Source organism: Holdemania massiliensis, assembly GCF_022440805.1.
GTDB classification, from domain to species: Bacteria; Bacillota_I; Bacilli_A; order Erysipelotrichales; family Erysipelotrichaceae; genus Holdemania; species Holdemania massiliensis_A.
This window is the reverse complement of sequence record NZ_JAKNTK010000001.1, coordinates 2,962,175-2,989,096: the sequence shown is the minus strand read 5'-3', so window position 1 is coordinate 2,989,096 and position 26,922 is coordinate 2,962,175. Positions and strand designations below refer to the sequence as shown.

Annotated in this window: 31 protein-coding genes and 1 riboswitch; of the genes, 25 read left to right on the top strand and 6 right to left on the bottom strand. The window is 48.3% G+C overall.

What is annotated here, in order from left to right; translation table 11 throughout:
* Positions 1–151 precede the first annotated feature (151 nt).
* Both MCG46_RS13890 and MCG46_RS13885 read left to right on the top strand, forming a co-directional pair.
* Positions 152–1,027: an RNA-guided endonuclease InsQ/TnpB family protein gene (locus MCG46_RS13890; RefSeq protein WP_240280510.1), complete on the top strand. Its 876-nt coding sequence runs from the start codon at positions 152–154 to the stop codon at positions 1,025–1,027.
* A 212-nt stretch (positions 1,028–1,239) separates the two neighbouring features.
* Positions 1,240–1,755: a dUTP diphosphatase gene (locus MCG46_RS13885; RefSeq protein ID WP_154240574.1), complete on the top strand. Its 516-nt coding sequence runs from the start codon at positions 1,240–1,242 to the stop codon at positions 1,753–1,755.
* A 118-nt stretch (positions 1,756–1,873) separates the two neighbouring features.
* Here the strand turns inward: MCG46_RS13885 and MCG46_RS13880 are convergent, their stop codons facing one another.
* Together MCG46_RS13880 and MCG46_RS13875 are read right to left on the bottom strand one after the other, a co-directional pair.
* A complete protein-coding gene (locus tag MCG46_RS13880; protein ID WP_240280509.1) occupies positions 1,874–4,096 on the bottom strand; it encodes a thiamine pyrophosphate-dependent enzyme in 2,223 nt (740 codons plus the stop codon).
* Entirely contained in the window at positions 4,096–5,187 is a 1,092-nt protein-coding gene (locus MCG46_RS13875; RefSeq protein WP_240280508.1) for a 2-oxoacid:acceptor oxidoreductase family protein, read from the bottom strand. The genes MCG46_RS13880 and MCG46_RS13875 overlap by 1 nt, the downstream gene beginning before the upstream one ends.
* 207 nt (positions 5,188–5,394) lie before the next feature.
* Between MCG46_RS13875 and MCG46_RS13870 the strand changes: the two genes are divergently transcribed.
* The 5 genes from MCG46_RS13870 (at position 5,395) to MCG46_RS13850 (ending at position 9,774) form a co-directional block, all read left to right on the top strand.
* A complete protein-coding gene (locus tag MCG46_RS13870; RefSeq protein ID WP_020224298.1) occupies positions 5,395–6,711 on the top strand; it encodes a M18 family aminopeptidase in 1,317 nt (438 codons plus the stop codon).
* A gap of 69 nt (positions 6,712–6,780) precedes the next feature.
* The gene (locus MCG46_RS13865; protein WP_154240578.1) at positions 6,781–7,440 is read left to right on the top strand and encodes an HD domain-containing protein; all 660 of its coding nucleotides are present in this window, start codon (positions 6,781–6,783) and stop codon (positions 7,438–7,440) included.
* 23 nt (positions 7,441–7,463) lie between these two features.
* Complete coding sequence (locus tag MCG46_RS13860; protein ID WP_430622673.1) at positions 7,464–8,333, top strand: methionyl aminopeptidase; 870 nt, start codon at positions 7,464–7,466, stop codon at positions 8,331–8,333.
* Between the two features lie 111 nt (positions 8,334–8,444).
* A complete protein-coding gene (locus MCG46_RS13855; RefSeq protein ID WP_240280506.1) occupies positions 8,445–8,951 on the top strand; it encodes a nitroreductase family protein in 507 nt (168 codons plus the stop codon).
* A gap of 160 nt (positions 8,952–9,111) precedes the next feature.
* Positions 9,112–9,774: a manganese catalase family protein gene (locus MCG46_RS13850; protein WP_020224294.1), complete on the top strand. Its 663-nt coding sequence runs from the start codon at positions 9,112–9,114 to the stop codon at positions 9,772–9,774.
* A gap of 170 nt (positions 9,775–9,944) precedes the next feature.
* Here MCG46_RS13850 and MCG46_RS13845 read toward each other — a convergent pair whose 3' ends face one another.
* Genes MCG46_RS13845 through MCG46_RS13835 form a run of 3 tightly spaced genes read right to left on the bottom strand, consistent with a single transcriptional unit; the run spans position 9,945 to position 11,625 of the window.
* Positions 9,945–10,568, bottom strand: coding sequence for a Type 1 glutamine amidotransferase-like domain-containing protein (locus MCG46_RS13845; protein WP_240280505.1), 624 nt, complete (start codon positions 10,566–10,568; stop codon positions 9,945–9,947).
* Between the two features lie 36 nt (positions 10,569–10,604).
* A complete protein-coding gene (locus MCG46_RS13840) occupies positions 10,605–10,916 on the bottom strand; it encodes an AzlD domain-containing protein (protein ID WP_240280504.1) in 312 nt (103 codons plus the stop codon).
* A complete protein-coding gene (locus tag MCG46_RS13835) occupies positions 10,909–11,625 on the bottom strand; it encodes an AzlC family ABC transporter permease (RefSeq protein ID WP_430622666.1) in 717 nt (238 codons plus the stop codon). The genes MCG46_RS13840 and MCG46_RS13835 overlap by 8 nt, the downstream gene beginning before the upstream one ends.
* A gap of 207 nt (positions 11,626–11,832) precedes the next feature.
* Here MCG46_RS13835 and MCG46_RS13830 point away from each other — a divergent pair, with 207 nt between their 5' ends.
* The 7 genes from MCG46_RS13830 (at position 11,833) to MCG46_RS13800 (ending at position 17,449) form a co-directional block, all read left to right on the top strand.
* A complete protein-coding gene (locus tag MCG46_RS13830) occupies positions 11,833–13,464 on the top strand; it encodes a putative manganese-dependent inorganic diphosphatase (RefSeq protein WP_154240583.1) in 1,632 nt (543 codons plus the stop codon).
* Positions 13,465–13,484: 20 nt separating this feature from the next.
* Positions 13,485–13,748 carry a hypothetical protein gene (locus MCG46_RS13825; protein ID WP_240280502.1) on the top strand — a complete coding sequence of 88 codons (264 nt, stop codon included), beginning with the start codon at positions 13,485–13,487 and terminating at the stop codon, positions 13,746–13,748.
* Positions 13,749–14,033: 285 nt separating this feature from the next.
* Positions 14,034–14,234: a helix-turn-helix transcriptional regulator gene (locus MCG46_RS13820; protein ID WP_040451586.1), complete on the top strand. Its 201-nt coding sequence runs from the start codon at positions 14,034–14,036 to the stop codon at positions 14,232–14,234.
* Between the two features lies 1 nt (position 14,235).
* Positions 14,236–14,715, top strand: a complete 480-nt coding sequence (locus MCG46_RS13815; protein WP_240280501.1) for a hypothetical protein — start codon at positions 14,236–14,238, stop codon at positions 14,713–14,715.
* Between the two features lie 16 nt (positions 14,716–14,731).
* Positions 14,732–14,911, top strand: coding sequence for a hypothetical protein (locus tag MCG46_RS13810; RefSeq protein WP_240280500.1), 180 nt, complete (start codon positions 14,732–14,734; stop codon positions 14,909–14,911).
* A 229-nt stretch (positions 14,912–15,140) separates the two neighbouring features.
* A complete protein-coding gene (locus tag MCG46_RS13805) occupies positions 15,141–16,301 on the top strand; it encodes an amidohydrolase family protein (protein WP_240280499.1) in 1,161 nt (386 codons plus the stop codon).
* On the top strand, positions 16,289–17,449 hold the full coding sequence (locus tag MCG46_RS13800; RefSeq protein WP_020224281.1) for an amidohydrolase family protein: 1,161 nt from the start codon (positions 16,289–16,291) through the stop codon (positions 17,447–17,449). The genes MCG46_RS13805 and MCG46_RS13800 overlap by 13 nt, the downstream gene beginning before the upstream one ends.
* A gap of 142 nt (positions 17,450–17,591) precedes the next feature.
* Here the strand turns inward: MCG46_RS13800 and MCG46_RS13795 are convergent, their stop codons facing one another.
* On the bottom strand, positions 17,592–18,149 hold the full coding sequence (locus tag MCG46_RS13795; RefSeq protein WP_051032510.1) for an HD domain-containing protein: 558 nt from the start codon (positions 18,147–18,149) through the stop codon (positions 17,592–17,594).
* Between the two features lie 102 nt (positions 18,150–18,251).
* Between MCG46_RS13795 and MCG46_RS13790 the strand changes: the two genes are divergently transcribed.
* The 11 genes from MCG46_RS13790 to MCG46_RS13740 all read left to right on the top strand — a co-directional run bounded on the left by MCG46_RS13790 (position 18,252) and on the right by MCG46_RS13740 (position 26,802).
* Positions 18,252–19,649 (top strand): TldD/PmbA family protein, encoded by a 1,398-nt coding sequence (locus tag MCG46_RS13790; protein ID WP_240280498.1) that lies wholly within the window; start codon positions 18,252–18,254, stop codon positions 19,647–19,649.
* Positions 19,646–20,974 carry a TldD/PmbA family protein gene (locus MCG46_RS13785; RefSeq protein WP_240280497.1) on the top strand — a complete coding sequence of 443 codons (1,329 nt, stop codon included), beginning with the start codon at positions 19,646–19,648 and terminating at the stop codon, positions 20,972–20,974. The genes MCG46_RS13790 and MCG46_RS13785 overlap by 4 nt, the downstream gene beginning before the upstream one ends.
* 145 nt (positions 20,975–21,119) lie before the next feature.
* A complete protein-coding gene (locus tag MCG46_RS13780) occupies positions 21,120–21,716 on the top strand; it encodes a recombinase family protein (protein WP_020224277.1) in 597 nt (198 codons plus the stop codon).
* Between the two features lie 159 nt (positions 21,717–21,875).
* Entirely contained in the window at positions 21,876–22,118 is a 243-nt protein-coding gene (locus MCG46_RS13775; protein ID WP_240280496.1) for a hypothetical protein, read from the top strand.
* Between the two features lie 241 nt (positions 22,119–22,359).
* Positions 22,360–23,061 carry a hypothetical protein gene (locus tag MCG46_RS13770; protein ID WP_240280495.1) on the top strand — a complete coding sequence of 234 codons (702 nt, stop codon included), beginning with the start codon at positions 22,360–22,362 and terminating at the stop codon, positions 23,059–23,061.
* A 21-nt stretch (positions 23,062–23,082) separates the two neighbouring features.
* The gene (locus MCG46_RS13765) at positions 23,083–23,835 is read left to right on the top strand and encodes a hypothetical protein (protein WP_240280494.1); all 753 of its coding nucleotides are present in this window, start codon (positions 23,083–23,085) and stop codon (positions 23,833–23,835) included.
* Between the two features lie 14 nt (positions 23,836–23,849).
* The gene (locus tag MCG46_RS13760; protein ID WP_240280493.1) at positions 23,850–24,587 is read left to right on the top strand and encodes a hypothetical protein; all 738 of its coding nucleotides are present in this window, start codon (positions 23,850–23,852) and stop codon (positions 24,585–24,587) included.
* A gap of 17 nt (positions 24,588–24,604) precedes the next feature.
* Entirely contained in the window at positions 24,605–25,048 is a 444-nt protein-coding gene (locus MCG46_RS13755) for a hypothetical protein (protein ID WP_240280492.1), read from the top strand.
* Positions 25,049–25,100: 52 nt separating this feature from the next.
* Positions 25,101–25,278: riboswitch (cobalamin riboswitch) on the top strand.
* Between the two features lie 119 nt (positions 25,279–25,397).
* Positions 25,398–25,898: an ATP:cob(I)alamin adenosyltransferase gene (locus MCG46_RS13750; RefSeq protein ID WP_240280491.1), complete on the top strand. Its 501-nt coding sequence runs from the start codon at positions 25,398–25,400 to the stop codon at positions 25,896–25,898.
* Positions 25,870–26,379, top strand: a complete 510-nt coding sequence (locus tag MCG46_RS13745) for a cytochrome B (protein WP_147612150.1) — start codon at positions 25,870–25,872, stop codon at positions 26,377–26,379. The genes MCG46_RS13750 and MCG46_RS13745 overlap by 29 nt, the downstream gene beginning before the upstream one ends.
* Positions 26,380–26,382: 3 nt before the next feature.
* On the top strand, positions 26,383–26,802 hold the full coding sequence (locus tag MCG46_RS13740; RefSeq protein WP_154239032.1) for a DUF4430 domain-containing protein: 420 nt from the start codon (positions 26,383–26,385) through the stop codon (positions 26,800–26,802).
* Positions 26,803–26,922: the final 120 nt, after the last annotated feature.

Below are 26,922 nucleotides of genomic sequence, written 5' to 3'. Positions count from 1 at the left end.
TGATGAAAATACATCCAGAATTCTTACAATCATGGCGAAGGCCTATCAAAATGAGGTTAATAACTTACTTCAGCTTTACATCAAAAATAAACATCCTGTTTATGTGTCCTATGGCGACTTCTGCACGTTCATCCCTTTTTGGAGTCGTGCAATGGTCGTTCAGGAGGCAAAGCAAATCTTCAAACATGTTCAAAAGTTTAACAATCCAAAACTGAGATTGAAAACATCGCAATGCTGCTGGCATCAGCCAAACTTCAAGATTATGGATAATGAATTAGAAATCCAGGTGGGCGGCCGCTTCGGTATCGGTGATACACTGAAATTACCAATTATGGCCGAGCCTTATCAACAACGTTATCTCAGCATGGAATTAGGCAAACTAACCATTCATCCCTACAAACAATGGTGGGCTGCTGAATTTAATGTCAAGGTGCCGGAAAAACCGCAATCCATCTCGTCAAAAAGAATGGGGATTGATCTGGGAATTAAAGTTCCTGCGGTTGCCTGCACGGAAGATGGAAAAATCCGCTTTTTCGGCAATGGGCGAGAAGCTCGTTTTCGCCGCAATGCTTTTTATGCCAAACTTACTGAACTCCAAAAAAAGGAAGACTATTCAAAAATTAAAGAATTGAATCATGGTCTTTATCGCTGGATGCTTACGCAATGCCATCTCATCAGCTCCCAAATTGTTCAGTTTGCAGTCGATCAGAATGTTGGCGTGCTCTGTGTGGAACAGCTTCACGGAATTGGCAAACGGGAAGTTAAACAATCCAGAGAGAAGCGGGATTTAAACCAGTGGTCCTATTACCGTTTGATTGACAACATCCGTTACAAAGCACAACGCGAAGGACTCCGTTTAATCTATGTTAATCCTCGCTATACATCCAAACGATGTCCGGTTTGCGGCAGACTCAATACCCCTGACAAACGTTTTTATCGGTGTGTCTGCGGCTTCCACTGTCATCGCGATATCGTCGGTGCGATGAATATTGTTCATGCACCTGAATCCAGTCCTGTGACTGGATAGCCTGGCAAACTATATGTTCTGTGTCAGGACGGGTTTTTGCGTGCCCTTATCTCAATCACGCTGTGAGGTTTGAACCCAATAATAATCTTTGAGATAAGGGGGATCTCAAAGTGTACAAGGATCGGTTAAGTCCGGGAGTTGACAAAAGCCGATCCTTTTCTTTACAATAGGTACAATTCAGGTCAGACATGTTGAAGAAAGGAGTAAATTCCATGCAGAAAATCGCAAAATTTGAAAAAGTAAGTAAAAAACAATTTGTTCAGGATTGGCTTGATACGTTTACAACAGCGACACAAGCGGAAGCCATTCAGATCTATGATCAGCTTCAGCTTCCAAAGCGGGCAACCATTGGTTCCGCTGGTTATGATTTCTTTGCCCCCCAGAGTTTTATCCTCAAACCAGGAGAATCTATCAAAATACCAACGGGTATTCGGGTTCAGATCGCAGCCGGCTGGGTTTTAAAATGCTATCCGCGCAGCGGTCTGGGTTTCAAATATCGGCTGCAGTTTAACAACACCGTGGGAATTATTGATTCCGACTACTATGATTCCGACAATGAAGGCCATATTTTCTGCAAGCTGCTCAATGATTCCCGTGAAGAAAAACAACTATCGCTTACTCAGGGGGAAGGCTTTATGCAGGGAATCTTTGTAGAATACGGCATCACAGTGGATGATGAAGTCGATCAGCTGCGAAATGGTGGTTTCGGCAGCACCTCTAAGCAGTAACCTATCTCAAATCCAATATAAAAACGCAGTTTCCTTCCCTTTTAATAGTTCTTTCGTCAGAGAGGAGAAACTGCGTTTTTTATGTTGGAGAAAAGAATGAAATCAGGAAACTTCTCAGCTACAAAACATCACTTTCGGCCCGCGCTTTCAAACGTGTCCAACGTTTGTCAATTTCTTTCTGGATATGCCCAACGACTTCCGCATATTCCGGCTTTCCTAAATGCCGCGTCCGTCCCATCATCTTCAGCCAGTCGATTGCTGGAATCTGTTTTCCGTTCTTTTCCGGATTGTAGTTAATCGACGTGATCCCCTCTTCAATTTCATAAAGTGGGAAATATCCGCAGTCAACGGCAGCCTGAATCACCTTCCGTTCCTGACTCGGGACATCTGCCCAGTTTAACGGACAGGCTGATAGAGCTTTCAGATAAACAAAGCCTTTATTCTTTGCATAATACTGAGCTTTTGCCGCCTTTTTTAAAAAGTCTGCCGGCTGGGATTCTGCCACCGTCGCTACATACTGAGCCCCTGCGGCTGCCATAATCTGCGGCGTGTCCTTGTTAACAAAGGTCTTTCCATACTGAGTTTTGCCGATATGCGAAGTGGAACTCCGCGCTCCCATCGGGGTCGAATAAGAAAGCTGATACCCTGTATTCATATATCCGCCGTTATCATATTCCATCAAAATGAACGCATCGTTGCGCAGGGCTGCACCAATAGCGGAACCCAAACCGATATCCATCCCTCCATCACCGCTGATCATGATGAATGTGATATCCCCCTCAGGCAATTCTCCGCGCTTCTGCCGCTGATGGAACATTTCCGCCAGGCCTGCAACCGTAGCCGCGCCATTCTGAAATAAGTTATGAAGGTAGGGAACTTTAAATGAAGTTTTTGGGTAAGAAGTCGTAACAACCATTCCGCACCCCGTCTGAAATAACAGGACAACCACGCCCTCAATCCCCCGAAGCAGTAAATTGACATTGACTGGGATTCCACACCCCGGACAAGCTCCATGCCCCGGCGCAAGCCGCTTCGGCATCGCGGTCGTCGCAGCGATCTGACCGCCCTGCACCTGCAGCTGGCCTTGATCATTAAGCCGGCATTGGGTAAGCCCTAACTCTGTATCCTCCGCCGTCAGTGGTTTAAAGTATTCTGGATTGGAAACAGGCTGACCTTCGCTTATCTGCAGGTAATCAAATCGCGGCAGATCCTGATCAAGACAATCCTTCACCAGCTTTACAGCTTCCTCATAGTAGAAGTCTTTGCCGCCCAAACCATAGATTCGTGTATAGACCTCGCAATCCAGTTTCGCCTCCTGCAGAGCCGCACGGATTTCCAGTGACATGTTGCCGCCCTGGGCACCATAGCTGTCCTGCCGATCTAAGACAATTAAGGTTTCAGCATGGGCGATCTTTTCAATCAGCTGAGCTTTGGGAAACGGGCGGATCATCGTCAGTGTGACAGCGCCGACTTCAATTTCTTCTTTCCGCAGCTGATCAACAGCTTCTTTTAATGTGTGATAAGTCGAGCCCAGCGCAAAGATGACCACTTTGGCTTCCTCCGCCCGATAAGTTTCCACAAGGTGCTGCGGCCGTCCGCTCAATTCCTTAAATTCTTCAAACAGCGGTTCAATCTCATTGAACACTTGTTCCATTGCTTCATGCAGCTGATACTTATTATTGATTAAATCCGGCTCGTTCATATAGGAACCAATGGTTACCGGATGTTCGGTATCGAGGATATCCGTACGTTTTTTCACGGGTCCGATGTAGTCCTGAACGTCCTGATCCTTCTCAAAAATCATGCAGCGGCGTTTTTGGTGGCTGGTAAAGAAACCGTCAAAGGCGACCGCAACCGGCAGATTGACAGTTTCAGCCAGCTTGAGTCCGATCAAGTTGTAATCGTATACCATTTGCACGCTGTTGGCGAACAGGATGATCCAGCCGCAGTTCAGCATCATCATGATATCGCTGTGATCGCCTTTGATGGACAGGGGGCCGGATACCGTCCGGCAGGCAACATTCATCACCATGGGAAAGCGAGTGCCAGATTGAACTGGCAGCTGTTCCAGGGCATAAAGCAGACCATTGGCGCTGGTGGCATTGAAAACCCGGCCGCCACCAGTGCTGGCACCGTAACAGATTCCAGCCGCGCTGTGTTCGCCTTCGGCAGCGATCAGGGAAATATCGTGCAGTCCTTGAGCTTTCATCAGATCAAGATTTTCAGCGATCTGGGTTGAAGGGGTAATCGGATAGTAGCCCATGACATGATAGTTGATCTGTTTGGCGGCAACCGCAGCTAATTCATTGCCGCTTTCATACAGGCTGATCTGTTTTTTCATCACGCTTTTCCTCCCTTTTTCAAAATTTCTTCATTCGGTGATTCACTGGTAACCCAGCTGTTGGCGCCGACATGGGTCTGCTGCAGATCGGGTGTCAACAGATCGCGAACCGGAGTGAAATAGTCTGGATGCGGATGTTCTTTCTCAACTCCGCGGGTTAAGGCGTGGGTCGGGCAGATGTCAACGCAGCGCAGACAGCCTTTGCAGAAACGATAGTCAAGTCCGCGGTTGAGCATCGTTTTGCGGCCTTTCAGTTCCCCAGGAAAGAATTGAAATACCATATCCGGACAGGTGGAATCGCACAGGCCGCAATGAATGCACTTTTCCGGCTCAAACAGCGGCAGATAACCTTCGCGGCTGGCAGAAAGATCATTGCGTACAGAACTGCCGCTGATCGGGTTAACCCCGCCGATCGGAGCGGTTTTCCAGCCCCAGCCTTCACTTTCGCTGTCAAATGGAATTTCCGGATAGCGCTCATCATCAAAATGATAGAGCTGAACTTCATCATAGCCGCGCTGCACACCCTCTAAGTTAGCGCCCAACAGATCCGGTGCTTTGCTGCCCAGTGTCGCGATCACTGCCTGCTTTGCGGCCTCTAACGGTATAAAGCCAGTGGCGCGGGCAATCGCCCCAAGCATGACCATGTTCACACGTGACTTCGACTGCAGCGCCAGAGTCAGGGCATCAACACAGTAGATATCACGCGCTGCCAGCTGCATCCGATCCCGGATTGCGGCTCCGTCCAACGCCGTATTGATGACAACCCGGCAATGCCGCTGTACCCCGGCGTTAACCGGCAGCTTTCCTGCCATGGCTTCATGAAATAAGGCCAGACAGTCGGGATGCCGGACTGGGGAATTGATGCGGATTTCTTGCGTCGGCGCACTGTAACGAATAAAGGCTTTCACTGGAGAGCCGCGTTTTTCCGAGCCATAACTGGAAAAACTGGCCGCATTCAGGCCCAGCTGAACAGCACCCAGCTCGCCCAACAGTTTGCCGCACAGATTTGCGCCCAGGCCGCCGATGCTTTCCAGCCGCATTTCATAGTACCCCAGTTCATTGATCCGGGGCAGAGTGGTTTGGATGGTCATGTTGTTTCCTCCTTCAATGACTTATGATTCTGATAGTCATTCTGTCCGATTTGCGCTGTTTTAACAGGGAAATCTGCCGGGAATTCATGTTTTTATGTGTCGCTTGGCATGAAAATGAGTATAATTGAGATGACGCAGTTTTCTGCGGCTAAGTTTTGTTGGTTAAAAACCCCGGATTTTCCGGATCAATTTTAATGAGGTGAAGAAATGACAAACACACAAATTCAAGACATGCTTGATTTTATCGCAGCCAGCCCCACCTGTTTTCAGGCCGTTGATCAGCTGCGTGAACGGCTGATCCAAGCTGGATATGAAGAACAGATTGAGAGTGCCCGCTGGTCGCTGACGCCCGGCGGACGGTATTTTACGATCCGCAATCATTCCAGTCTGCTGGCCTGGCAAATGCCGGAAACAACGGAAGATCTCAGTTTCAATATCGCAGCTTCCCACAGTGATGCGCCGACTTTCAAGCTTAAGCCCAACGCCGTGATTCAGGAAAATGGTTATCTGAAACTGAACACCGAAGGTTATGGCGGAATGCTGTGCAGCACCTGGATGGATCGCCCGCTGTCCTTAGCCGGACGGGTGATCGTGCGGGATGGAGAGAAGATTGTCAGCCGGTATTTGAACATTGACCGTCCGCTGCTGACGATTCCCTCTTTGGCGATTCACATGAACCGTGAAGCCAATACCAACGCCAGCTACAATGCTCAAAAAGATATGCTTCCATTACTGGGCTTGGGCCAGGAGCCATTTGATATCAAGACGCTGCTGGCGGAAGAGCTCAAGGTCGCACCGGAGGCAGTACTCAGTTTTGACCTGTACTTAACCTGCTTGCAGAAAGGCTATGTCTGGGGCAAGAACAAGGAGTTTATCTCCAGTCCGCACCTGGATGATCTGCAGTGCGCGTATACGACGCTGCAGGGCTTTCTGCAGGGCCGCAGCCGCCGTTCATTGAATGTCTACTGCTGCTTTGACAATGAGGAAGTCGGCAGCCGGACACGCCAGGGCGCCGCTTCGACCTTTTTGATCGATACCTTGCGCCGAATAACGCAGGCGATGGCCTTGACGGAGGAGGATCTGCAGCGGGCGCTGGCTTCGTCGCTGATGATTTCTGCGGATAATGCACATGCCGTGCATCCCAATGTTCCAGAGAAATCCGATCCGACCAATCGTGTTTATCTGAATCAGGGCATCGTGATCAAATACAATGCTAATCAGAGTTATACCTCGGACGCGATCAGTGCGGCTTTATTCAAGGAGCTTTGCGCTGAAGTCGGAGTGAAAACGCAATATTTCACCAATCGTTCTGATTTAAAAGGTGGCGGTACGCTGGGCAGCATCAGCACTTCTCAGGTCAGCATCGCTTCCGTCGATATCGGATTAGCTCAGCTGGCGATGCATTCCTGCAATGAAACTGCCGGTGTCGAGGACAGCGAAGCCATGATCCTGGCGATCCAGCGGTTTTACAGTACCCACAGATCCATGCCGCAGGAGGGCGTGTTGATCCAGCAGGCCGATTAGAATGCCGGTATTGGTCCATAGTAAAGGCAGAGAAGGAAATCCTGCAAAGGACGGAAAAGGAGGAACGTGATGATCACCGTTGAAGAGGTCAGAAATAATCCCCAGGTCAGAACGTACATTCAGAAAGCGGATGAAGCTTTGGCAGCGCTGGGCTATACCGAACACAGTTTTGCGCATGTCGGCAAGGTCGCGAAAGAAGCGCGGGAAATCCTTTTGACATTGGGATATAGTCAAAGAGAGGCGGAACTGGCGGAAATTGCCGGTTGGCTGCACGATATCGGCAACGTGATTAACCGTGTCGATCATGCGCAGAGCGGAGCGGTTATGGCTTTTCGGATTCTTGACAAGCTGGGAGCGGAAGCTGAGGAAATCTCAACGATAATCAGCGCCATCGGCAATCATGATGAAAGCACTGCCTACCCCGTTAATCCGATTGCTGCGGCCTTGATTCTGGCAGACAAAACGGATGTCCGCCGCACGCGTGTGCGCAACCGTGATTTTGCCACCTTTGATATTCACGACCGGGTCAATTATGCCGTGCATCAATCGCGTACAGAAATCACGCCGGATCGCAAAAAGATTGTGCTGGATTTGAAAATCGACACGCAGATTTCTGCCGTGATGGATTATTTTGAAATCTTTATGCAGCGGATGCTGCTGTGCCGCAAAGCGGCGGAAAAGTTAGGTCTGACTTTTTCCTTAGTGATTAATGATCAGATCATTTTATAGAAAGTAGGCGAAGTATGAAACGAATTCATCTTAAACCCCAAGATCCATGCTGGTGCGGCAGCGGTCATCTATACAGTGAGTGCCACCAGCCGCTGGATCAGAAAATTGCGTATTATAAAAAGCGCGGTCACATCGTCCCCTCTCACAGCCTGATCCGAACTCCGGCGGAGATTGCCGGCATACAAGCCAGTGCTGATATTAACACGGCGGTGCTGGATGCGGTGGCCGCCGCGATCTGTGAGGGCATGAGCACTGAGGAAATTGATAAAATTGTCTATGACACGACCACCACACGAGGAGCGATCTGCGCCCCGCTGAATTATGAGGGATACCCAAAAAGTGTCTGCACCTCCGTCAACAATGAGGTCTGCCATGGGATTCCGAGTCATCGCCGCAAGTTGAAAGCCGGCGATATCGTCAACGTGGATGTATCGACGATTTACAATGGATTTTATTCCGATGCTTCGCGGATGTTTATGATCGGTGAGGTCAGCGATGAAAATCGTCGTCTGGTTGAAGAAACGAAGGAATGCCTGAACCGCGGTATTGCCGCTGCACAGGCCTGGCATTTTGTCGGTGATATCGGGGCGGCCGTCCAAAGTTATGCAGAGAACTGCGGCTACTCGGTTGTCCGCGAATTGGGCGGTCATGGCGTCGGTTTGAAATTCCATGACGATCCGTTTGTTTCCCATGTCGGCAAGAAAAATACTGGGATGCTGCTGGTGCCGGGGATGGTCATGACGGTTGAGCCGATGATCAACATGGGCAGCGCCCGCGTCGAGATGGATCGCTACAATGGCTGGACGATCTACACCCAGGATGGCAAACCGTCTGCACAATGGGAACATACGATTTTGATCACGGAGGATGGCCCGCAGATTCTGACTTATTAGAGTGACGGCGGCTTCTGTGAATTCTGTTTTAATGATTTTTGTTTCAGTCCCAAGTAGAAAGCGTGGGCAGAATCAGCAGAAATCAGATAAAAGCCGAAAGGAGATCCAAGGATGAGTGAAGTTTTAGACGCCATTTTTAACCGCCGCAGCATTCGCAGCTATACGGAACAGCCGGTTAGCCGCGAACAGCTGGATATTTTGATGAAAGCAGGGCAGGCAGCGCCGAGTGCGATGAATCAGCAGCCCTGGTATTTTGTCGCAATCCAGCGCAAGGAGATGATCGAAGAGCTGGCTTCGCTGCTGAATGTAGAGGAAGATCCGTATTATAATGCCCCCTTGTTAATCGTCGTGTTTGCCGATAAAAAGGCGTATTCGCCGATCACGGACGCAGCGCTGGCGATGGGCAATATGATGCTGGCAGCCCAGGCGCTGGGCTTGGGATCCTGTTGGATTGATTACAGCCGGCATGTTTTTAACCATCCGCAATTTGCCGGTCTATCCCGATCCTTAGGCGTCCCGGAGAATTATTTCTGCGTGGGATCGCTGGTTGTCGGTACCCCGGCGCAGCAGCCGGACGCTCATCCGGTCAATCCTGAAACCATGACGGTTGTGGTTTAGGCGTTTTTCTTATCGTTTATTTTTTTCTGAGCACCGCGGCAGATGTTGTTCCTGATCCGCGGTTTTTCTTATTTTTGATTTTTCACGTTTGATTTTTATCAATTCGGTTCATCCTAATACCAAACGAACAAAGTTCAAAAATAACGAAGGAGGAAACATCATGTTTAAACATCAGAAAAAGCTGCTGCATCCGGTTAAAGTGAAGAAACCCAACCCAACCTATGCCGCGCTGCTGCAGGAGCAGTTAGGCGGTCCGCAGGGAGAAATGAAAGCGGCCATGCAGTATTTTGCTCAGAGCCTGCGGATTCAGGATAAGGAAATCAAAGATTTATTTCTTGATATTGCGGCCGAAGAATTATGTCACATGGAAATCGTCGCCGAGATGATCAATCAGCTTAACGGTGATCAGCTCAACGCTAAGGATGCTACTGTCGGAGGCATGGAAGCGCATGTGCTGACGGGTTTAACACCGCTGCTGGCGAATGCTTCAGGCTATTTGTGGACAGCGGCGTATGTCAATGAAACCGGTGATCTGGCTGCCGATCTGCTTTCCGATATTGCGGCCGAGCAGCGGGCAAAAGTTGTGTATCAGTATCTGTACCGTCAGATTGAGGATGAAGGTGTCCGCGAAGTCATCGACTTTCTGCTGAACCGCGAGGAAGCGCACAACACGATGTTCCGCCAGGCCTTTAATCGGATTGTGGACAGTGGTTCGCAAAAGGACTGGGGCGTCACGTCCGATTCCCGAATTTATTTTGATCTGTCCGGAGATGGTCAGCACTTCGATCCAGCCCGCAAAAATCCGCCGGAGTTCAAGGAATAAAGTCCACTGAAATCCACGGCTGTATTCGATAAGGCCAAATCCCAGGCTTTTCTCCCATAAAGCAAAAACCACGTTTTGATCATACCAGATCGCGTCGTGGTTTTCTTTTTATATTGAAAATGAAAGAAGTATTATTGTCAGAATAATGAAAATTCTAAATTCCATAAAAGTCATTGAATCCGTATGAAAGAGTCATTTTCTGAATCGATAATGATCCCTTCACCGTCACTAAGCCGGATAATTTCACAGTGATGATCCTGCTCGTAGGCTTGACAAAGTATTTCATATTGTGGATCACGGTTTAAAAATTGATGATAATGAGGTAATATCTGTCTGTTTGTCAAATTCATTCCTGTCAAATCCGTAAGATTCAGCGTGTTCATCTCAGGAAAATACTGTTCAATCAGATCGATCGTTGGTCCTAAAACCAGTGCTCCTGCACTCCAGCCGATCAAAATATGCTGCTTCGCTAATTCTTTAAGTATAGGCTGAGCCTGACTTTTGCGCAGAGATTGAAGCAAAGTATAAGGATTACCACCGATCAGTTCGGCACAATCATAAGCCAGAAGTATCTCAGCACGCTGATAATCAAAATCAAACAGATCCACGCTGAAACCCAGACTTTCCAATTCCTGAAGGCAGCGCGCAACATGATAGTTTTTTTCTTTATAAATTGGATCAGAAGTAACGATCAAGGCCGCCCGCGGTTTTTCTTTGTGCAGCTTATGGGTTTCCTGAAGCACCTGATCACGGAGTGCTTTGCAGGTTAGACCGTTAGAACAGAGCATGAGCATCCTATCACCTTCTTTAACAATAGATTACTTTTATTTTTATAAGATAATCAGTTCAACAAGATACACCGCTGCACAGGCCGCCAGCGCCACTGTTAACAGACCTTTGCCACGCCAGCCTAAGATCAGAGCGATCAACAGACCCGCCGCCGCACTCAGCCCGCTGCGTGTACTCATTAAAATCGCTGGGAAAGTCATTGCCGCCAGTACCGCATAGGGAACATAAAACAGGAAGCTTTGAATGAAGGTATTTTCAATCTTTTTTTGAAAAATAAGGATGGGTGCCGCCCGCAGAAGATAGGTCACACCGGCCATCACCAACGTATAAAGAAATACCGTTTTGTTAATCATGGCTATGCCCCTCCTGAACTGGAAACAGCCATGCTCCTAACGCGGCTGCGATGATCGTGCAGAGAATGATTGAAAAGCCCTCAGAAATCCAGCTGAACCACGGACAGATCCGCAGGGTTACGCTCAGGATGACAGCGATGCCAATAACGATGGCTACCGATTTCAGCTGCCGGGCGACCGGAGCGATAATCGCGATGAACATTCCGTAGATCGCAACCGCAAACGCGGAGCGGATTGCCGTTGGAAGCAACGCACTAAAAGCGCAGCCCAGGAAAGTACCCCCGACCCAGCCTGCCATTGGCGTCAAAATCAACCCCAGCATATACCGGAAATAGACAACGGGATGACTGACGGCCACGGCGAAAATTTCATCGGTGTTGCCAAAGGCCAGGATCGCCTTCTGCCATCGCGATAAGGCAGGATCGAGTTTTTGTGCCAGCGACAGCGACATTAAGGCATACCGTAAATTAATGACCAGCGTCGTCAGCGCCATTTCCATGAAGGAAGCCTGAGCCTGAATCAAGGTTAAGCCCGCAAACTGGCCGGCAGAAGTCAGATTTGTCGCTGAAATCATCACGGCTTCGCTGACCGACAAGCCGGCCGCCGCGGCAGCCATGCCGAAGGTAAACGATACGGATAAGTATCCGAATGCAATCGGCAGTCCATCCTGGGCCCCCTGTTTCCATCCTAATCTGTTTTCGCTTCTCACTTGAAAAATCCTCCAACTCTGTTTTGATTTAACATTCATTCTAGGTTTTCCGTGCTTTTTCGTCAACTGTCACAGTCAAAAAAATGCGCTTTCATCGTAAAAAATTGAGCATTGACCGTTGGCGAGGGACGGCTTTATGCTATAATAACGCTGTAAGAAAGACCGCCGTTCTGGATAACGGCGCAGAAAATATGATAGGGTGAATTTATGCAGCAATATGTTTATATCGTCGGTCATAAGAATCCGGACACCGATTCCATTTGTTCTGCCTTGGCCTATGCTGAACTTAAGCAGCGGCTGGGCGTCCATGCGATTCCGTGCCGCTTAGGCCCCCTCAACGAAGAAACCAAGTATGTTTTAAAACGTTTCGGTCTGGAGAATCCGTTGTTGTTGAAAGACGCGCGTTCTCAGCTGCGGGACATTGACATTGATGAACCCACGCTGATCTCAACGAAAACCTCGCTGAAGGAAGCCTGGGACGTCTTGTTCAAGGCCCGCAACAAGTCACTGTTCGTCCTGGATGAGCAGCAGAAACTGACCGGGATCGTTTCCACTTCCAATCTGGCTTCCCCGCGGATGATGAGCGATGAACTGATGCAGAAACTGATGAAAACCGCATCGTTATCAGCGCTGGCTAAAACGATCAACGGTGAAATTGATTACGAACCTAAAAACTTCAAGACCAACGGCAAAGTTTTCATTGTGACGCTCAATGACGGCACAAAATTTGAAGAGAACTTCAAGCATTCCATCACGATCCTTTCAGACGGCAATCGCAAACAGCGGCAGCTGCTGGAAATGGGAACCCGCTGCATGATTATTACATGCAACGAACAGATCAGCCCGGACAATCTGGAGCTGGCGCGCAAACAGGACTGTGCTGTCATCCGTACACCATGGGATACGATGAAGGTGGCCAAGGTCATCAACGAGGCATTCCCGGTGGAAAGTCTGATGAGCCGCAATCCGATTACCTTCCAGGATGATGAATATGTGGATGATGTCGCCAAGAAGATGGCGAATACCCGTTACCGCAGCTATCCGGTATTGGATATCGAAGGCAAAGCAGTCGGCGCCGTGTCCCGCTATCATCTGCTGAATTATCGGCGCAAGAAGTTTATTCTCGTCGATCATTCCGCAAAGAATCAGGCAATCAACAACATTGAAGATGCCGAGATTGAAGAAATTATTGATCACCATCACATCGGCAACATTGAAACCTCGTATCCAATCTTTTACCGCAATCAGCGCTGCGGCTGTACCTGTACGATTATCGCGCAGCTGTATAAGGAAAATGGGATTACGCCGTCCGCTCAGATGGCTGGAATTATGATGAGTGCGATTATTTCCGATACATTGCATTTCAAATCCGCAACGACAACGCAGCTGGATAAGGATATCGCTTACGGTCTGGCGGAAATTGCCGGAGTAGATCTGGATCACTATGCCGATGAAATGCTGAGCGCTTCGGTGGCGCTTAAGGAGTCGACGCCGACCCAGATTCTCAACCGCGACTTGAAAACCTACGATATGGGAAAATACAAGATTGCGATCGGACAGACCAACTATAAAAATATTGAAGACATTCAGGCAATCCTGCCGGCTTTCCGCCAACAGCTGGAAAAGGAACAGACAACCAAGCAGTTTGATCTGATGGTCATGATGTTCTCGCATATCATGGCGGAGGGAACGATGTTTGTTTACAGCGGGCCGCTTTCTTATGTGATGAATGAAATCATCGACACGAAGTTTGACGATCATTCAGGATATGATCACGACATCATTTCCCGCAAGCAGCAGCTGATGCCGAAGCTGTCTGTCATTCTGAAACAGATGTAAGGCCATCGGTAAATAAGTCTATGAAAAAAATAACGGTTATGCGTTGGCTGGGATCCGCGATTGTCATCTTATTTCTGATCCTGCTGTTTGTGAATTATCTGGACATGTGCTTCGATGTCGCCTTGTATGATGACTATATGATTCATGACCGATCCAATCCGTTTGTTCTATGGAAGTTCATTCTGATCTTGGCCGGATTGATTCTGGGCAGTGCGTTGACCTGGCGGCTGAATCATCTGGAAGAGAACACGCAGAAAAAAGAAGATTCCTCAAAACCGGAATAGTCTGATTAAAGGGCAGAAATGCCCTTTTTATAATGCCGATCAAGGCAATATCTGTTATCTTCTTCATGACGAAAGTTAGCCGGAAAAAGCATTCGCCGACGTTGACAGCTGTTTGGTTTTTTCGGCAGACTACGGCGAGCTGAGGGAAGCATGTCAACGATTAATCCTCAAAAGGGAAGGTCATAAAGTCAGCTGCAGAAAAAAAGTGTAAAGTTTGCTTGACAGAATATGTAAAGCTGACTATACTATAAATGTAAAGCTAGCTATACTATGGAGCGTGATAAATTGAAAAATCGAATTCAGGAGCTGCGCAAACAGCGCCGCTTATCGCAAAGTGAACTGGCCGATGCGGTCGAGGTCACCCGTCAGACCATCATCTCGCTGGAAAATGGGAAGTACAATGCTTCGCTGACCTTGGCGCACAAGATTGCCCGGTATTTCGGCTTGATGATCGAGGATATTTTCTTATTTGAGGAGGATGAATGAAATGTTGGCAAAAGTATTAAGTCAGGCTCTGCTCAGCGATGCAGAGTATACGAAAACGATAAAAAATCGCCGGAATCTTTCTATTCTGGGGGTCATGTTGGGGATCATTGTGATTGTGATCGCCAGTCTGTGGAAGCCTTCGGGTGAACTGGAATTTGCTTCTTTTTTAAAGGGAGTTTATATGGGAACCGGCGCAGGCTTAGTCATCATTGGCGCATTTGACGTCTATAAAAAAATGAAGCTGCTGAAAAATCCTGAACAGCTGAAGCGAAGCAAAATTCAAGAAAAGGACGAACGTCAGGCCTTGATCGGCATGAAGACCAGTGCTTCGACCTTGATGATCATGATGGGATTGGAATATTTTGCCTTGTTATTAAGTGGAATGTTTAATTCCACGGTATTCTTTACTCTGTTGGCGGTGCTGGTGGTGCTGTTAGTCGTCATGATCGGATGTAAAACCTACTACAGCCGTCGGATTTAGAAGGAGGCCTGAGATTATGTGCCGCCGTCAAAAACAAGCCTGGCCGTTAACGCTGGGATTATTCCTTAATGCCTTCGCTTTGATGATAAATGGCCTTGTTGAGGAGCTGCCGCATGGATTATTCATTCTCATCGAACTGATTGCGATCGGTCTGATGTTATGGGGAATTGTGGAAAACCGCCGTTGTCAGGGATGATCTGCTTCCATGCTTAAGGGTGAAGCCTGGCCCTGTTTCATCAGGCATCAGAAAATCAAAAAAGGGTCTGATCCATTGGCCGCAGGATCAGCCTTTTTTAGTTTGTATTTTTCTTGAAAATGACTCAACTCTCTCGTTTTGATGACTTTGTGCATTCTCTGTCGGAAATCGCTGGAAGACTCTGCGTTAAATGAGTATAATGAACATCAGGGAAAGGATGATGAATTCGATGATTTTAATCAAAAACGGCTGTGTCCATAACGGCCGGGGACAGGTAAAAAACACGGATCTGTTGATCGAAGACGGCAAGATCGTTCAAATCGGTGAGCATCTAAAGGCCAGTGGGGCCGAGGTGATCGACGCGGCAGGGATGCAGGTGTTTCCAGGCTTTATTGATCCGCTGAGCGACTGGGGAATTTTAGGCCCAGGCCGGGAAATCCGCGGCAATGCCAATGACAATGATGAACGCTCCGACGTCTTCACGCCGCAGCTGGATGTCAAGTATGCCTTTAATGGCCGAGGCATTACCCGGCAGCAGATCTATGCTTTCGGCATTACAGCGGTGGGCGTCGCTCCGACCAACAACAATGTGTTCGGCGGACAGATGGCTGCTTTCGAGGTGCATGGCGTCAATCCGATGAAAATGCTGATCAAGGAAAAGACAGGCATGAAAGCTTCGGTGACCGAAGCGGTGAAAGAAGCGTATGGATCCCGCAATCTGGCACCGATGACCAAAATGGGCATTTTTGCGATGTTCAAGGAAAAGCTGGAGGCAGCCAAAAATTATAATCCAGAAGATGAAAAGACAGAACGGGATGAAAAACTGGCAGCTTTAAAACCGGTCGTAGACAAGCAGATGCCGTTGTTTGTCAGCTGCAATACACCGACGGAAATTCGTTCGGTTTTGCGGGCAACCGCTGAGTATGACCTGGATTTGGTTTTCTGCGGCGGGTTTGGCGTCGATGGTACGTTGACTGAGCTGTCAGAGAAGCACTGCGGTCTGATCGTTGCCAATCCGGCCAATGGGTTTAATAAATATACGCGCAATACCGATTATGCCGGAATTGCCGAGCTGGCCCGACAAGGAGCGACGGTGGCTTTCAGCGCTGCTGACAATGGTTTCGGCGGCCGTGAGGATTTGTTGTGGTCGGCTTTGGAAATGCAGAAAGTAATCCACGATGATGAGGCAGTGCTGACAATGCTGACCTACAATGCCGCCAAACTGTTGGGAATTGAAAACCTGACAGGTTCGCTGGAAGAAGGCAAGCGTGCCGATCTTGTCCTGTGGAGCGCCAATCCGATCACCAGCTACAAGGGCGCAGTCGAAATGACGATCGCCAACGGTGAAATTTTGTATCGGAAAGGAGATGCGATGAAATGCTTCTTATAAAAAACGGGAAAGTGCTGACGATGGGGCCGCAGGGTGTTTTGGAACAGGCTGATGTGCTGATCGGTGACGACGGCAAAATTGTAAAAGTCGCCGCGGCGATTGAAGCCGAAGCCGCCCAGGTCATCGACGCGTCCGGCCGGATTGTCATGCCGGGAATTGTCGATGCCCACTCGCATATCGGCGGTTTTGATACGGACACCGGCGCTCAGGATCTCAATGAGCTGACCAAGCCGCAGACACCGGAAATTCAGGCTTACGACGGCATTAATCCGCTGGATCGTTCATTCATGGAATCAGCGAAGGCCGGAATCACAACCAGCGCGATCACCCCCGGCAGCGGCAACGTGATCTGCGGATTAGCCTGTGCCGTGAAGTCCGCCGGAACGTCGCTGGCCAGCCGGACACTGCGCAATCCCATCGCTTTAAAAGCCGCAATGGGCGTCAATCCCAAAGGTGTTTACGGACCACGGACAGCGATGCCGATGTCGCGCTTAGGGGTTGCGGATTTATTTCGTGATTACTTTCTGAAGGTGAAAGACTATCAGGCTAAAAAAGCTCAGGGTCAAACGGATCCGGAAAAAATGCCGAAGTTCGATCAGGGACTGGAAAACGGTCTGTTGGTGCTGGAGAAGAAAATTCCGCTCAAAGTTCATTGTTATCAGCATGATATGATGTCGCTCTTGCAGCTGGCCGAGGAGTTTGATTTTGATGTGACGCTGGATCATGCGTTAGGTTCCAGTGATTTCTATGACGAGCTTGCTTCCAGCAAGCATGTCCGCGGTGTGATTTACGGGCCGTTAGGCGCCCCGTTGTTTGGCGGGGAAGGCTGCAAGGTGGATATCGACTGTCTGGCGGAGCTGGATCGGCGCGGAGTCTGCTGCGCCATCATGACCGATGGCCCATGCTTTGTTCCGTACATGATCATAACCCAGGCCGGAGAAGCCGTCCGCACTGGTCTGGATGAAATCCGGGCTTTGCATATGATTACGATCAACGCGGCCAAAATCATCGGCTGCGACGATCGCATTGGCTCTCTGGAAGCCGGCAAAGACGGCGATGTGCTGATTTTTGACGGCATGCCGGCAGTGGATACCGAAGCCAGAAATCTCTGCACGATCATCGACGGCAAGATTGTCTACCAAGCATAATCCCAAACAGGAAAGGCTTGCCGCAGCGGTAAGCCTTTGCTTGTTAAAAAGAAAACAGAACAGGCGGATTGCAAAAGCATAAAAAAACACACCGCAAGGGTGTGCTGAACGTTTGTTTTAAACCTGACAGAAAAAGCAGAAATTAATAACGGGCAGCGATGGCCGAAACCATCAGGGCCTTCAGCTTTACCGGGCTGACGCGGCGAACCGACTGGGTTCCCATTTCCATCGCGGCACACAGCTTGTCTACACCCTGGACAACCCAGCCTTCCTTCGTCTGCGGACGCTGCCGGGACATCGGCCACATGTGATTGAGGATGCAGTCTTCCATAATGGAATCGACCTGCGTATACTGTTTGGCCATGGCCAGGGCAACCTGCGGATGAACCACGCTGTGACGGCCTTCGATCGGCTGTTCGTTGTTTTTCCAGTCATACAGGTAAAAGTCGTGAAGCAGTGCCCCGCGCGTAGCGCTGCGGACATTCAACTCCAAGCGGCGGCTGATTAAAAAGGTATAATAAGCGACGTTAACGCAATGCTGCAGACGAGTGGTCTTGCAATGCTGAACATAATCGCGCAGCTCCTGAACGTCGTCAATATGCAGAATATCCTGAACCAGTTCCATGAATTCGCTGACCAGCGTTTCTTCGGAATCGGCGAAATTTTTACGGGATCCAATGGGTTTTTCCAATGAAATCACTCCTTTTGAAAAACTACAAGTCCCATAATAACAAGGTTCACACAGAAAAACAAGTTATCCTGTGTGAATAATTGCTGAAAACAGAAAAAGAAAGGGAAAACTATGTTTTTAGATACGATAAAAGCACAGCGATATCTCGATCGGGCTTTGGCTCGGGGCGGAGATTTCGCAGAATTGTTTGAAGAGGAAAAATGGACGTGCAGTGTTTCCATGCTCAACGGCAAAATTGAAGCGGCCAACAGCGGTGAACGCTGGGGTTTGTCGATTCGCATTTTTGACGGATTACGCACAGTTTATGGCTATACCAACGAACAGGACGATGAAAAAATCATGACGGTGATCGATCAGCTGGCCGAGTCCATCGGCCGCAAACGGCAGGCGGAGTGCCGGCTTCTTCAGCCGCAGGAAATCGTGGATCAGCATGCACCGGAAATCCCGGTTCAAAGCGTGACCCTAAAGCAGCGCCGCCAGTTAATGCAGCGCGCCAACGATGCCCTTTTAAGCTATGATCCTGTGATTAAAAAAGCCATCGTTAATCTTGCCGATGAAGATCAAACCGTCATCATCGCGTCCAGTGAAGGCAAGTTTGTCCGTGACAATCGTCAGCGGACACGGATGCGCATGCAGGCGGTAGCCGTCGAGGGAGAGCGGATGCAGAACTCCGCGAAAGCACCGGGTGCTCATGCCGGATATGAATTCTATGATCAAATCGACATCGAAGCCATGGCTCAGGATGCCGCCCGCACAGCCAAGGTGATGCTGAATGCCGATGAATGTCCAAGCGGAGAAATGACCGTGGTCATTGATAATGGCTTCGGCGGCGTCATCTTCCATGAAGCCTGCGGACATTCGCTGGAAGCCACCAGTGTCGCCTACGGCAACTCAGTCTTCTGCGGCAAACTGGGGCAGAAAGTCGCCAGTGAGCTGGTCAACGCCGTCGATGACGGAACGATTCCGCACGCCTGGGGCAGCAATAACATCGATGATGAGGGGCACCCAAGCCAGCGGAACCTGCTGATCGAAAACGGGATCCTCAAAGGCTATCTGATCGATCCGCTGAACGCTCGGCGGATGGGGATGGAAGCGACCGGTTCTTCGCGCCGTCAGGACTACACGTTTGAGCCGACTTCCCGGATGACCAATACATTTTTGTTAAACGGAACCTCGACAGTGGAAGAAATCATTGCGGATACCCCGCTGGGCCTGTATGCGAAGCGTTTAGGCGGCGGTTCGGTCAATCCGGTTACCGGTGATTTCAACTTTGCGGTACTGGAAGCCTACATGATTCGCGGCGGTCAGATTGCCGAACCAGTAAGAGGCGCGACGCTGATCGGCAACGGGGCTGAAATCCTGTTTAAAATTGATAAAATCGCAGATAACGGCTCACGGGAACAGGGGATGTGCGGATCCAAGAGCGGTTCCATTCCCACCGATGTGGGACAGCCGACAATCCGTGTCCGTTCAATGACCGTCGGCGGCAAAGGAGGAAAACTGAAATGATCGCAGAAACACTTTTGAAATTTGCCCGGGAAGAGGGCCTGGAAGAGGCTGAGGTCTATCAAAGTCAAACTCAGACGCTGCGCTTTGATATCCTTGATCAGCAGCCGCGGCAGTTCGTCGTTTCGGATTCAAGCGGACTTTCGCTGCGGGGAACCCGGAAGGGGCGCTGCGCCAGTGTTTACAGCGAAAAAACAGACGAGGCTTCACTACAGGCCTTGGCAAAACAATGCTGTGAACTGGCGGATGCTTTGGAAACCGAGGATACCGTGCTGTTTACACAGGGCCAGACACCGATGACGGATGATCGCAGCGATAAGACGCTGGCCAAGCATACGGCATCGGAAAAAATTGAATTCATGAAAAAAATTGAAACAGCCGCCTTGAAAAAAGATTCCCGAATTCAGCGGGTATCTGCCTGCGGCTATCAAGAGGTCGCTTCCCTGACGACTCTGGCCAACACCCAGGGATTACAGGGAACCCGCAGTTCTACTTTAGGTCTGATCACGCTGAGCGTCATTGCGTCGGACGGCAAGGAACAAACAAATGGGTTCAGCTGGCGTTCCATCAAGGATCTGACATCCCAGGATGCGGATGAGCTGGTCGAAGAAGCGGTACATGAGGCGGTGTCCAAGCTCTCTGCCGTACGGATTCCTTCCGGCCGTTATCCGGCAATCCTGCGTTATGATGTCGCCACAGATCTGCTGGGTTCTCTGTGGTCGATGTTCAGTTCGGAACAGATTCAGAAAGACCTTTCCGTATTGAAGGATCGTCAGGGACAGCCAGTCATGAGTCCGTTGATCACGATTGTCGATGATCCGCAGCTTCCTGATGGTTTTGTCAGCTGTGACTTCGATGATGAAGGCGTTCCGACTCAACGCACCGTTCTGGTTGAAAAGGGCGTGTTTAAAGAAGCGCTTTATGATCGGAAAAGTGCGCTGAAAGCGAACCGAGCCTCGACTGGCAACGGATTTAAAAATGGCTGCAGCAGTCCGGTTCAGATTTCACCGACGAATTTGCTTGTCGAACCGGGAGATCAATCCCTGGACGCCATGATTGCTCAGATGGAGGAAGGCGTGCTGATCACCGATCTGCAGGGGCTGCATGCGGGATTGAATCCGCTGACGACAGATTTCTCATTGCAGGCCAGCGGGTTTAAAATTGAAAAAGGGCAGATTGCTTATCCGATTCACTTAATTACGATCGCTGCCAATTATTTGGAAATGATGAATTCGATCGTGACTTTGGGCAATGACGGCCGTCAGGATTTAAACGGTGTGCGCTGCAGCTCGCTGTATGTAGAAAATTTGGCGATATCTGGCGAGTAATTACTCCGTTAATTATTACATTCATTGAAAACACAGAGAAATCTGTGTTTTTTATTTTTACTAAAAGTGCTGGAAATTTTTACCTTTAGCGTATAATTGCGTTTTGTATAGGGTTTTATATAGAATGGAAAAAGGAGGAAAGATCATGACTTGCCAAATCTATGGCTACGTACGAGTATCGACGAAGGATCAAAACGAAGATCGACAGATGATTGCGATGTTGGAATTCCCGGTCCCTGAAAAGAACATCGTCATCGAAAAACAAAGTGGAAAAGACTTTAACCGCCCACGTTACCGGCGGCTGATCCGCAAAATGAAAAAGGGCGATCTGCTTGTAATTAAAAGCATTGACCGCCTGGGCCGCAACTATGAAGAAATTATTCAGCAGTGGCGGCATCTGACGAAAGAAAAAGGCATTGACATTGTGGTTTTGGACATGGCGCTTTTGGATACGCGGGAAGGAAAAGACCTCACCGGCACTTTGATTGCCGATCTGGTGCTGCAGCTGTTAAGCTATGTCGCGCAGACGGAGCGTGAAAATATCCGGCAGCGGCAAAAAGAGGGAATTCAAGCCGCAAAACGCAAAGGTGTTCAATTCGGAAGACCGAAGATTCCGGTTCCCGATCAATTCAATGAACTACGTCAGCAGTGGAAAAATCAAGAGATTTCATCACGGCAGGCGGCTTCGCAGCTTGGCGTTTCGCACGAAACCTTTTTGCGGTGGTGCAAGCGGCAAGCTTAGTTTTCAGCCTGCATCTAAAAAAGTAGACTTTTTTTGACATTCGGAATATAATGGATTTATAACTGAAACCTGCGTAATTTGCAGCCTGTTTCTGTATAAATCCATTATATCAGTAATAAAAAAGTCTGATTTAGTTGACAAAAAAGGAGGACAGAAACAATGCCGAAACAAAGTTTACTTGAATTTCTGGCTGATCAATGCGGATGTCCCTATCTCTCCGATCTCCATACGCAGGGGTATTTCATTCCCTTGCGGAGAGTTTTGCTTAATTTTGACGCAGCAGCGTACAGCGATCAGGAATGGAGCGATAGTTTCGCCTATATTTTAGGGAAACCGGCGAAAGGTCAAGCGGCAGAAGAAATCAGACAAGAACTGATTCAGTCAATCCGTATAAAAAAATAGAAGATCCGGGCAGCCGGATCTTATTGCGTTTTTAGAGCAGTTTTAACTGACAGGTATTATGTTATAGACGACAGGTTCGGTGAGAGTTGAAAATTAGGTTTCAGGTTCTCCCCATAACCCCCTGACTGGTCTCGTTACTCAATTATGAATAATTCATGAAGTTGCAAAAGCGCGGCTTTTAAAGCCGAGGGAATATGATAAAATGTAAGCAAATAAGGGGAAATAGAGCGGGGGAAGAAAAATGAAAAAACATTTTTTCAAACGTTGGAACTGTTGGAAAGTTTTCAGCATTGTTTTATTTATTTTAGTCATGCTGTTCGCGGAAGTGCTTTCACTGCTTTATGGCAAAATCATAAAAGCGGATTGGGTGTGTGCCGTTGTTTTTATCGTTCTTGTTAACTTTTGGTTATCAAGTTTCAGCGCAAAGCAATGGAAAAGAACATTCATTCTGATTGTTGTTTTTGGGGTTGGAATTTATACCGATATCGCTTTTCCTAATCAATTGATAGGCGGGCCGCTTATCGCCTGCGGAATCGCTGCCATTCTCTTTGATGCAGTGATGATGAGGCTGTTTCCTAAGATGAAAAACAGTGCAGGAAAAAAGACCTGTTTTGCCTGCTTGTTTATATTGGGGTATTTGATCGGATTTCCATTGTGGAGTGAACTAAAGGATATTGAGGGGGTACGGCTTGCATTAAAACGACAAAAACTTGTAGAAATTCAATTCATAGCAGCTGTGAATCACAACAAAGCAGAATTCTTTTTTCCTGATGAGGTTGCAATCTTGACAGAAAAGGAAAGAAGCATGGATTTCTACGGCTATGTCACGATTGAAAAAGGCAGAAACAGAGCCATGCTTGTCAGCCCTTATACGGGAAGAATTATCGTGCAGAAGTATTGGGAAGATAGCCCGGAATTAAAAGTTTTAATGCTGGAGAAATAAGCAGGGGAGGGATCAAGACGGATGAAAGAAAAAAACTGGGGGAAATATGCTTTAGTGACAGCGGCAAGTTTCTTGTTTCTGTTGGATTTAGGCCTTTTATGGAATAGTCTGCATCACGGTTATAAAGATATTATCGGAATCCATCCGTCCTTTTTCGTCATTGTGTTATTCATTTTATTCTGTGTTTGGTTTTATAAAGACGAGATGAATAAGCTTTCAACCAATGTCAACGCAAATGGTAATCAATCCCTGAATTATATCGCAATCGGATTTTTGTTTATCGGCGTGATGAATTGGCTGACGTCTTACAATTTGATCTATCAGTTTATATTTTCGATAACTCTGGGTTACTGGCTGTACTATTATGGTGTAAGTAACTGGTTTCCCAAGCTGGGAAAAAGAGGTTCAGCTTGTCTGCTCTGCATCCTGTCTGTGGAACTGATCCTCATTCTTGCTTTTCCTATTATGATCCATTTAAAGCCGGCGCAGAAGGGCGAAGAACTGCTGAATCGAATGGGATATACTGATATTCAATATCGAACCAATGCCAATCGTTATGGACTGAGTTGGATTTTTCCCAATTCAGCTCTAGGGTTAAGCAATCAGGAACTGAAAACAGATCTATATCTTTTTACCGCGGTACGTCAGGGAAAACAAATGGGAATCCTCATCAGTCCGGTTACCGGAAAGATCATAGCCCAGGCGCCGTTATTGGAAAATGAGGTGCTGAAGTTATTAAGTCAGGATGAATCCCGAATCAGGAGAGTGAAATGAAAGAAGGTGTGAGGATGAATAAACAGATAAACAGGAAGAAATCCTATGGTCTGATGATCATTGCGATGCTTCTTTATGGTGTGGATTTGGCAGCCGTGTATTACTGTACGCAGCAGCTGTATAAGAATATCGTTGAGATCACCTTTATTGTTGTGCTGGTGCCTACTTATTTTATTATTTGGGCATTGCGCGGAAAGGAAGGCAAAGCGCGGGAATTAAAATCCTGGGTCGGCAACAAAAAGACGCTGCCTGTGACTGCCGTCATTGCGTTTGTCCTCGGTTTGGTGTGCTGGGCGTTATTTCCGTATATGCTGGAGGGCGGATATCTGATGATGATGGGGCTGGGGCAGGGATTCTATCATTGGAAATTAAAAAATAAAATTCCCGGCTGGGGTCAACGAATCTCGGAACCCATATTCTGCATTTTAATATTAGTATTCCTTTTTATCCTCGCTTTTCCCTGGGTTACCGGTTTGAAAACAGTGAATCAGGCCGAAGTCTTGTTGAGGAAACAGGGACTGGATGAGGTGCAGTATGCCGTGAATACATATCCTCATGCTTTGGAGCTGATCTATGAAAAGGCAGCTCCCGAATTAACGATGCAGGAAGAAAAAACAGATCTCTATGTTTTCTCTGCATTGGATAACGGAAAGGAAATCGGTGTGATTGTCAGTCCGGCGAGCGGTCGGATTGTAGCGGAAACACCGTTGTCAGAGAACCTTGTCCTGGAACTGATGATTCATCAGCCATAAGGAAGGAGGGAAAGAAAATGAAGAACGAAAGCCTTTTGAAAAGATTGCGGGATTTAGGTTTTATTTTCATTCTGCTCCTAATTCTGGCCTGTGTGCTGTGGGAATGTCAGAAATGGGGTCTGGATCTTCGATCTGAATTTTTCTCAGTCCTTAACCTCTTTTTAATCGACTTTGCTTTTCTGCTGAGTACCTTTGATTTTCCAGAGGCTGGCAAAAAAAACACGAAAACGCTTCAAATTTTAGGTATTACTGCTTTTCTTACGGTATGTATAGCTTATACTCTCCGTTGGAATTGGGGACACATCACAGATGATTCATGGCTGAACATCGCGGCCTTTGGCTCTGAAATCTTTGTCTTGATTTTAAGGCTTGGTTTAAAGGATCGAATCACTGTATACCTTGGCGCGGTTATTGTGGCATTGGCTGGAATCATCACCGCCTTGATCTTAACCTTTTTGTGACAGAAGGCTTATCTTTAAAGCAAAAAGACTTTATTTTACCCGACGGCATGATATAATGAATACGCATTTCAGGTGCAGGAAACTGCTTAATCGGGAACAGAGTGAATTTCTCTGACTGCCCCAGCAACCGTGAAGCGGACAAACTTCCAACAGCCACTGTATGAAGATATGGGAAGGCGGAAGGGCGGATGATGTGAAGTCGGTAGACCGGCCGAAATGAATAAGTCTTGTCTTCTGGGTGAAGGATTAAAGGCTAGGCTGTGATTGGCTTCGTTTTAATCATGGAATAGTCAAACTCACTCATTCTGAATTCAGGAATGAGTTTTTTTATTGAGAAAGGGGGATGGAAATGGATCAACGCTGCTGTGCTTATTCGTTTCTGAAAGAAACATCGCGGCAATGTGATTATGAGGTCGCCACGGATGAAATGGCCTCGCTGATCGGACAAGCTGTGCATTGTGTGAAGCATCAGCCTGAATTGCTGAAGCTGTGTGAGCTGGTCTATCACGCGAATGGATCCATTCGGGGAAAACTGGCCATTCGGCCGGAAGATTTCCGTTGGCTGGATCAGCTGTATGTCAAACTGACGCAGGAAAACGGCGAGCTGAAACAGTTTGTGCTGCCGGCAGGCTGTGCGGGAGCCTGTGCGCTGCATGGACTGCGCAGCCGATGCAAAGCGGTACTGCGGATCGCATACGCGATCGATCGGGAGGAAAAAACGGTTCCGCCGATTCTGCTGGATTTCTGGAATCTTTTGTCCAATGTGTTCTTTCAGATGGCGCTGAAAGAAAATCGGCTGGAAGGCGTGGCGGAGATTCCCTTTGTTTCCCGCAGCTACAATGTCGGTTAAGCAGATTGCGCGAATCGCGATGATGGCGGCGATGATGGCTGTCGTCTTTACGATGTTTTCTCAGGTGCTGTATCTGGAAGCGATCACCCTGACGATTGCGGTACTGGCTCTGACCTTTGATCGGCGTGAGGTTTTCTATGCCGCGCTGGTCTTTACGCTGGTCAACATGCTGGTGCAGGGCGTTTCAATCTGGACGTTCGCTTACTGTCTGATCTATCCTGTCTATGCTGTGGTGTTCGGCAGTCTGAAAGCGAAGCTGCTGCAGCATCGGTGGGCGGCGGTAGTTTTGGTCGGTTTCTGTTCATTTGCGACCGGTCAGCTGCTCGATCTGCCGTTTATTGTGTTTTCACCCAAAGTCACGCTGATTTATATTGTCATGGGTTTAAAAACGTCGCTCGTTCAAGGGCTGCTGAGCGCGCTGGAAGCGCTGTTTCTGCTGGATCCGCTGATCGACCGGCTGGAAAAATTGGAGAGGAAATAAACGATGAAAAAGAAATGGATTGCGGCGGCTGCGATACTGGCCGCTATACTGCTGTGTATTCTGGGCTTTAATGCACTGAAACCGAAGACGGTGGAAGGCGCGAAGACGATTCGTGTGACCGTTGTGAATGAAATTGACGGAACGGAGCTGTTCTCCGGAACGATTAAAACCCAGGCTGAAACTCTGGGTCAAATGCTGGATGACGCTTCAGAACTGAAAGCGGAAATGGAAAGCAGCACTTATGGACGGCTGTTAACCGGACTGCTGGATGTAAAACAGGGCGAGATGGCAACCGGACCGTGGTGGCTGTACGAATCCGAAAACAACGAAGCCTGCAAAGCCGCAGGTTTCTGCCCGGCAGTCGATGAAACACCGATTCAGGATCAGGATCAGTTTACCTTTAAATATACCGACAGCTATTAGTCGGTTTCGGGGCAGAACGGCGGGATAAAACTTTCGGAAAAAGAACAAAAGCCGAAGCGGATAATTTTGTTGAATTTTCCAGAAGCATCCGGCTTTGATGTTTGGAAAAAATAGGGTATA

Bases quoted from the DNA above. Each gene is read 5' to 3' on its own strand.
- MCG46_RS13885 (WP_154240574.1), top strand. From the start codon at position 1,240: ATGCAGAAAATCGCAAAATTTGAAAAAGTAAGTAAAAAACAATTTGTT.
- MCG46_RS13750 (WP_240280491.1), top strand. From the start codon at position 25,398: ATGGATCAACGCTGCTGTGCTTATTCGTTTCTGAAAGAAACATCGCGG.
- MCG46_RS13875 (WP_240280508.1), bottom strand. From the start codon at position 5,187: ATGACCATCCAAACCACTCTGCCCCGGATCAATGAACTGGGGTACTAT.
- MCG46_RS13760 (WP_240280493.1), top strand. From the start codon at position 23,850: ATGAATAAACAGATAAACAGGAAGAAATCCTATGGTCTGATGATCATT.
- MCG46_RS13775 (WP_240280496.1), top strand. From the start codon at position 21,876: ATGCCGAAACAAAGTTTACTTGAATTTCTGGCTGATCAATGCGGATGT.
- MCG46_RS13810 (WP_240280500.1), top strand. From the start codon at position 14,732: ATGTGCCGCCGTCAAAAACAAGCCTGGCCGTTAACGCTGGGATTATTC.
- MCG46_RS13840 (WP_240280504.1), bottom strand. From the start codon at position 10,916: ATGATTAACAAAACGGTATTTCTTTATACGTTGGTGATGGCCGGTGTG.
- MCG46_RS13865 (WP_154240578.1), top strand. From the start codon at position 6,781: ATGATCACCGTTGAAGAGGTCAGAAATAATCCCCAGGTCAGAACGTAC.
- MCG46_RS13770 (WP_240280495.1), top strand. From the start codon at position 22,360: ATGAAAAAACATTTTTTCAAACGTTGGAACTGTTGGAAAGTTTTCAGC.
- MCG46_RS13815 (WP_240280501.1), top strand. From the start codon at position 14,236: ATGTTGGCAAAAGTATTAAGTCAGGCTCTGCTCAGCGATGCAGAGTAT.
- MCG46_RS13830 (WP_154240583.1), top strand. From the start codon at position 11,833: ATGCAGCAATATGTTTATATCGTCGGTCATAAGAATCCGGACACCGAT.
- MCG46_RS13765 (WP_240280494.1), top strand. From the start codon at position 23,083: ATGAAAGAAAAAAACTGGGGGAAATATGCTTTAGTGACAGCGGCAAGT.
- MCG46_RS13825 (WP_240280502.1), top strand. From the start codon at position 13,485: ATGAAAAAAATAACGGTTATGCGTTGGCTGGGATCCGCGATTGTCATC.
- MCG46_RS13740 (WP_154239032.1), top strand. From the start codon at position 26,383: ATGAAAAAGAAATGGATTGCGGCGGCTGCGATACTGGCCGCTATACTG.
- MCG46_RS13790 (WP_240280498.1), top strand. From the start codon at position 18,252: ATGTTTTTAGATACGATAAAAGCACAGCGATATCTCGATCGGGCTTTG.
- MCG46_RS13755 (WP_240280492.1), top strand. From the start codon at position 24,605: ATGAAGAACGAAAGCCTTTTGAAAAGATTGCGGGATTTAGGTTTTATT.
- MCG46_RS13850 (WP_020224294.1), top strand. From the start codon at position 9,112: ATGTTTAAACATCAGAAAAAGCTGCTGCATCCGGTTAAAGTGAAGAAA.
- MCG46_RS13845 (WP_240280505.1), bottom strand. From the start codon at position 10,568: ATGCTCATGCTCTGTTCTAACGGTCTAACCTGCAAAGCACTCCGTGAT.
- MCG46_RS13785 (WP_240280497.1), top strand. From the start codon at position 19,646: ATGATCGCAGAAACACTTTTGAAATTTGCCCGGGAAGAGGGCCTGGAA.
- MCG46_RS13855 (WP_240280506.1), top strand. From the start codon at position 8,445: ATGAGTGAAGTTTTAGACGCCATTTTTAACCGCCGCAGCATTCGCAGC.
- MCG46_RS13800 (WP_020224281.1), top strand. From the start codon at position 16,289: ATGCTTCTTATAAAAAACGGGAAAGTGCTGACGATGGGGCCGCAGGGT.
- MCG46_RS13890 (WP_240280510.1), top strand. From the start codon at position 152: ATGGTCGTTCAGGAGGCAAAGCAAATCTTCAAACATGTTCAAAAGTTT.
- MCG46_RS13805 (WP_240280499.1), top strand. From the start codon at position 15,141: ATGATTTTAATCAAAAACGGCTGTGTCCATAACGGCCGGGGACAGGTA.
- MCG46_RS13880 (WP_240280509.1), bottom strand. From the start codon at position 4,096: ATGAAAAAACAGATCAGCCTGTATGAAAGCGGCAATGAATTAGCTGCG.
- MCG46_RS13780 (WP_020224277.1), top strand. From the start codon at position 21,120: ATGACTTGCCAAATCTATGGCTACGTACGAGTATCGACGAAGGATCAA.
- MCG46_RS13870 (WP_020224298.1), top strand. From the start codon at position 5,395: ATGACAAACACACAAATTCAAGACATGCTTGATTTTATCGCAGCCAGC.